The sequence below is a fragment of the Pantoea sp. USMM079 genome (assembly GCF_037153115.1).
Classification (GTDB): Bacteria; Pseudomonadota; Gammaproteobacteria; order Enterobacterales; family Enterobacteriaceae; genus Pantoea; species Pantoea communis.
The window spans coordinates 1-5639 of record NZ_JBBCKX010000047.1 but is presented as its reverse complement, the minus strand read 5'-3'; the positions used below and the strand labels follow the sequence as shown (position 1 = coordinate 5639).

Below are 5639 nucleotides of genomic sequence, written 5' to 3'. Positions count from 1 at the left end.
CTACCGGGACGACGGGAGCGCTCGTTCCCAAGGGTGGTGAAAGAGAGACCCTATAAATATCCGACAGCCAGAAGAAAAAATGCCAGTCAGGCTTAACTGACTGGCATTAGGGCGTTTGCCCGGCTTATTCACATCACCTTCATTACTGATTGGCGTTAGCGCTTTTCAGTTCAGGCTGTGAAGCATCACTCTGCGTCATGCGGTTCAGCAGTGGCGCGGTGATCAGCATCAGGATAGCGATCACACCGGTCGCAATACCAATCTGCTGGAACACATGGCTGTAAACTTCCAGTGAAGCATGCGGATCGGTCACATTATTCGGTACGGCCATCAGATTCGCCACTTTACCGGCAATCATTGCAGCACCCGCCGTGGTCAGGAACCAGGAACCCATGATGAAGCCCATCAGACGCTGTGGGACTAACTGCGCCACCATTGCCAGGCCAAGACCGGAAATCATCAGTTCGCCCACACTCTGCAGTGCATAGCTGATGATCAACCAGTTCACAGACACAATACCGGCATCGTTAGCGAATTTGGCACCAAATGGCAGCACCAGGAACGCAGCAGAGCACAGCACCATACCAATCGCAAATTTATGCGGCATAGGCAGTTTGTCGCCCAGCTTGTTGTAAACCGCTGCCAGAATTGGGCTGGCCAGCATGATCCAAAACGGGTTCAGTGCCTGGAACTGTTCAGGTTCGAAGGTAATACCCAGAATGGCATGCTCAACGTTACGAATAGCGAAGAAGTTCAGTGAGGTTGGCATCTGCATATACAGCACGAAGAATACAATCGCTTCGAGCATCAGCAGGAAGGCGACGATCATTTTACGGCGTGCTGCACCCTGCAGGGCAAAGGCTTCTTTCGCGAACACCAGCACGATGCCGATGGCAATCACGCCCAGTGCCATACGCGCAATGCTTTGGTGATGCAACAACCAGGCCGCAATGGCAACCAGCGCCACCACACCTACCAGCGTCATTAGCAATTTGCTGACATTCAGTGGCGCAAAGTCCGGTTTAGAACCGTAGTTTTTCACCAGGCGCTGGCAGAACAGGAAGTTCAGTAAGGTAATCACCAGACCCACCACGGAGAGCGAGAACGCTGCGCCCCAGCCGTAATGTGCAGCCAACCACGGTGTCAGCATCATCGAGAACAGAGAACCGATGTTGATCGACATATAGAACATGGTGAACGCACCGTCGATGCGCGGATCATCTTTCTCGTAGCAGGTAGATAGCAGAGAAGAAGGGTTGGCTTTAAACAAGCCACTACCCACGGCGATAGTCGCCATACCGACGTACACCATCGCAGTGTCATGACCTGAGAAAGCGATCAGTGCATAACCGAGCGCCAGCACGATCACGCCGAGCACAATCACGCGTTTGGTACCCAATACTTTATCGCCCAGCCAGCCGCCAATCGCGACCATGCCGTAAACCAGGGCGCTGAACGAGGTGAACAGGGTAATGGAGTCCGCTTCGGACATGCCCAGCTGTTTCACCAGGTAAACGGCCATGATGGCTTGCAGACCGTAGTAGCCGAAACGCTCCCACAGTTCGATGGAGAAGATCAGATAAAACGCTTTCGGTTGCTTGAACGCGTTGAGGCTTACTGCCTCGTCAGTGTGTTTGTTTGCAGTTGACACGTGTACCTCAGTTTATACATAGCCTGTTTTACGACAGGAATTAAGTCTGCGTCGGGCTGAGTAATCCCGCGCAACATTGTTATTAGAAAGGAAAAACGGCGCCTAATTTGGCTGAATCAGGCCAACAGGGCAAGCATTTTTTGCACGCTGAAATACTTGTAACAGGTAGGGTTAATGCCGTTATAAGAAGTTGTAAATCAGTGTTAAATATTGCTGTGTGGCATTGTATCAGAATAATCGTGCTAACTGGAGATCCTTAGGATCATTTTCCTGATATAAACCGCTTAAGGTGTATTTTACAGAATATAACGCTATAGATGATAATTTATACCAACATAAAGACCGTGAAGGTACATTTACTAAGCACAATTGCTTGATAGTTGAGCGTAATAGGCTGACTAAAGTTTCCAAATGGCTAATTTGTTGATCCTGCGCACAAAATTACGAATTAATTAAAACCGTAAAAGAAGTAAACGATTGCGTGGTCAACATCCGTCGAGTTAATCACCACAAAGAGGAATGTTTAGCCGTATAAAAAGCAGGCTATAACCAAAATGCGCGCAAACGAAAGTGAGTGATATCGCGCTGAAATGCGCTTAGACAGGTCGTGATGTTTGCTGTAACCTCGTTTTTTCCCTAAAAGGACGTAGCCATGACGCAGTCAGTTCGTGTCGCCCTTGTTGGCGATTACCGTGCCAATGCCGTTGCACATCAAGCCATTCCTCCTGCTGTACAGTTTGCCGCAAAATCCCTCTCGCTCGACGTCACCGCCGACTGGATCGCCACCCCAGACATCCATCAACACAACTGGAACGATTACGATGCCATTTGGGTGGTGCCGGGCAGCCCGTATCTCAACGACGAAGGTGTCTTTGCGACGATCCGCTGGGCGCGTGAAAACCACAAACCGTTCCTCGGTTCGTGTGGCGGTTTCCAGTATGCGGTGGTGGAGTACGCCCGCAATGTACTGAGTTGGGAAGATGCCGGGCATGCGGAAACCGATGAAAGTGGGCGCTGGGTGATTGCGCCGCTGGCCTGTTCGCTGGTGGAACAGCGTGGCACGGTGACTTTCGAACCGGGCTCACGGATTGCGCAAGCTTACGGCGCGCTGGAAAGTGATGAAGGGTATCACTGCAATTTCGGCGTGAACCCGGAATTCAGTGACGCGCTGGCCACTAATAATCTGAAGATTACTTCATGGGATTTGGATCGTGACGTACGCGGTGTTGAACTGACCGATCATCCGTTCTTTGTCGCGACGCTGTTCCAGTCAGAACGGGCGGCGCTGCAAAATCGGCTATCCCCGCTGGTGGTCGCCTGGCTGCAGGCTGCGGCTAAATAATCGATTGAACAGAGAGAGGCTGCTTAGCCTCTCTTTACTCGTCCAGACACAGCAGGGGTTTGCGCGTACGACCCGACTGGTGATAACTCTCAATAGCCGCGCGCCACTCGCTCAATGGGAAAATTTCCACCTCACCACACTCGCTGTCGCGCAGCAACGGCCAGACTTCTGAGAAAAGCTGTTGCCACAGTGCCGCACCAATATCGCCTAACGTGTGCCTGACATGGAACCAGTGCAGCGCTGGACGGGTAGCATTCACTTTTACCGGCGTGCCGCTCAATACTCCGTAAGCCACAAACTGTGCGTGCTCAGGTAGCGTTCGCCAGATCAACTGCCCCACATCGCCGCCGACCGCATCAAACACGATATCGGTTTGCGCACTCACTGTTTTAATCGCATCCCCTTCGTTGTCCTGCAACGCAGTCAGGTCGAGGGCGAGCAACTTTTCTGCATGTGTTGACGAGCGATACACCATCACCACACGTCGTGCACCGTGCAGCTTAGCCCACTGGGCCAGCAACAGTGCGCAGGCGGAACCACCGGCAGTGATCAGGACATTTTTACCGCTGACCGGCCATTGCTGCAGCATCAGCAAAGCGGCCAACGGATTGATATAGGCGCGCGCGGCCAGCGTATTCTTAATATCCTCTGGTACCGGAATAGCGAGCTGTGGATCGATATCCACATAATGTTGCCAGCAGCCTACGCCACGCAGCGGTAACACGCGTTGCCCCACTAAATGTGAGTAAGCATAGGGCGCGGCGATCACGGTGCCCACGCCTTCGTAGCCAGCGACCTGTGGCGGCGCGACACGATGACGATAAGCACCGGTAATCGGGATCAGATCAGATGCGTTCACTGGCGCATAGTGCATTTGCACGCGCAGCAGATCAGCGGAACAAGGGGCTAAAGAGGAGGATTCCAGCGTCAGTACATCAACAGGATCGCCAAACTGCCGATACCAGAGCGCGAGATTGCGATCCGTTATCGGCATGGACTCAGACTTCGGTTTTGGCGTCGAATTAGGATGGTGAAGTCCTAAATAACCATTATTTAATGTCATGAGGTTTTAGCTTAAGGACGATTTCTTATAATTCTACATGACCACTTTTGCTTTTTTCCATTAATAGCAACCCGCTAATGCAATGGATTATATCCTTTCGGTTAAAGCCCAGATCTGCCGGCATCTCTGATAGAGAGGAAAATGTGTCCCAAACTGAGTGCTATTTGTGAAACAGAGATAGCGGTGGCGCTTTTCCACCCCCCTCAACCTCGGCAATGTGTACCGGGCGCAACGATCACGGCAATCGCCCCTCCAAAATAATCCCCCGGAGAAAGTTGTTATATTTTCTTACTGGTTTGTCCTCATTTGAATGAAGTGACCGCCGAGAATAAATTTTCTCAAAAATTTTTTTCAGATATTTCTGGCTAAATTATGAGCCATCTAACAATGACTTAAAGCCAAATCTAAGAATTTCCTTATATAAATCAGCAATAAGAGAACGTGTCAGGCTGTTGCTTTAGGTCCATTGATTACTTTATATTCGTGCACGGACTTACAGGAAAAGTCGGGTCTTAATGCTTTTCTCCACTATTTATACGATTGAATCATAAGTGTGGGTTATCAAACTGGGGCTTTGAAAGTCCGTTCCAATTTACGCCAGTGCCTGCACACCGCAGGGGCGCATAAGTCAATCGAGCTTCCTCTCTCGTTCATAAGGAGAACGTAAGGGTGGTGAAGGTTAACCCTGTGATGCACGACATCAAGGGCACTTATAAAAAGAAGCGCAACTACCTGAAGCAGATTGAATTGCGCAGCGAATAAAAACCTGGACTTACAAGGATGTCAAAATCATTCATTCCAATTCATTGCACGAACGCGCCTTCTCGTAAGCCCGTGTGGGTGGTTCACTGTCCGCTTTTTCAGAGGTTCGCCTGCGCGCAGATACGCCTCTGAAAAATACACCGATTTACAGATGCCTCAGACCTTATAGGCCTCGGTTAACGGCCAGGGGCGGTAGCGTGCCTGAAACAGAGTGAGAATTTATCAAATTTAGTAGTCGCAGCAGCCGTATGACAATCACTGGGGGGCGGTTTTTCCCTATGGAAAAGCATGCGATATCGGTGACGTTAATCCCTGATAGCTTGACAAAGAAGTAATTATCGGCAATCAAGAAATAAAAATATTACTGACGTTATTCTCTCTGCAATTAGTGGGAGACATAACAATTCGTCATCAAGGAGAGAATGACAATGATCCCCTCTGGCCTAATAGAAAAAACAGCATCGGTAATTTCCTCTACGCTCAATCGATATTCTTTATTGATTCCAGCCTGCAATTCACCGATTGATGTGGAAAATCTTACGGGCATGGAAGCGCTGAGCGAGAACTACCTTTACAGCGTGATGTTCACCAGCCCGGATAATGACATTTCACCAGACCGGATGCTGCGCAAAGCGGTGACGCTGATTATGGGCATTGGACCTCTGCAGAAATTCGAATCGCAGAAGATTGTTCACGGTTATATCACCGATTTCCGCCGTCTGACGGGTTCCGCAGACCAGGTTAGTTATCTCATTATTATTGAACCCCGCTTTGCGCTTCTGGATAAGCAATACCGCTCACATCGCTTCTTTGTGAATAAA

At 50.0% G+C, this 5639-nt stretch carries 5 protein-coding genes and 1 pseudogene; 4 read left to right on the top strand and 2 right to left on the bottom strand.

Translation table 11 applies throughout. The features are described from left to right. Nucleotides 1-96 (top strand): hypothetical protein (locus WFP70_RS26390; protein WP_337024892.1); only part of this gene is annotated, 96 nt, incomplete at its 5' end. Between the two features lie 46 nt (nt 97-142). On the opposite strand, the gene dtpA is transcribed toward WFP70_RS26390, so the two are convergent. Then, nucleotides 143-1651, bottom strand: a complete 1509-nt coding sequence (dtpA, locus tag WFP70_RS26385) for a dipeptide/tripeptide permease DtpA (protein WP_182058430.1) — start codon at nt 1649-1651, stop codon at nt 143-145. Between the two features lie 652 nt (nt 1652-2303). Between dtpA and WFP70_RS26380 the strand changes: the two genes are divergently transcribed. Beyond that, complete coding sequence (locus tag WFP70_RS26380; protein ID WP_337024889.1) at nt 2304-2993, top strand: CTP synthase C-terminal region-related (seleno)protein; 690 nt, start codon at nt 2304-2306, stop codon at nt 2991-2993. Nucleotides 2994-3027: 34 nt separating this feature from the next. Here the strand turns inward: WFP70_RS26380 and WFP70_RS26375 are convergent, their stop codons facing one another. Further along, complete coding sequence (locus WFP70_RS26375; protein ID WP_337024890.1) at nt 3028-3987, bottom strand: zinc-dependent alcohol dehydrogenase family protein; 960 nt, start codon at nt 3985-3987, stop codon at nt 3028-3030. Nucleotides 3988-4713: 726 nt separating this feature from the next. Between WFP70_RS26375 and WFP70_RS26370 the strand changes: the two are divergent. Further along, a pseudogene (locus tag WFP70_RS26370) lies at nt 4714-4886 on the top strand (type VI secretion system tube protein Hcp); the annotation flags it as partial. A gap of 459 nt (nt 4887-5345) precedes the next feature. After that, a partial coding sequence (locus WFP70_RS26365; RefSeq protein WP_337024891.1) for a contractile injection system protein, VgrG/Pvc8 family occupies nt 5346-5639 on the top strand: 294 nt, incomplete at its 3' end.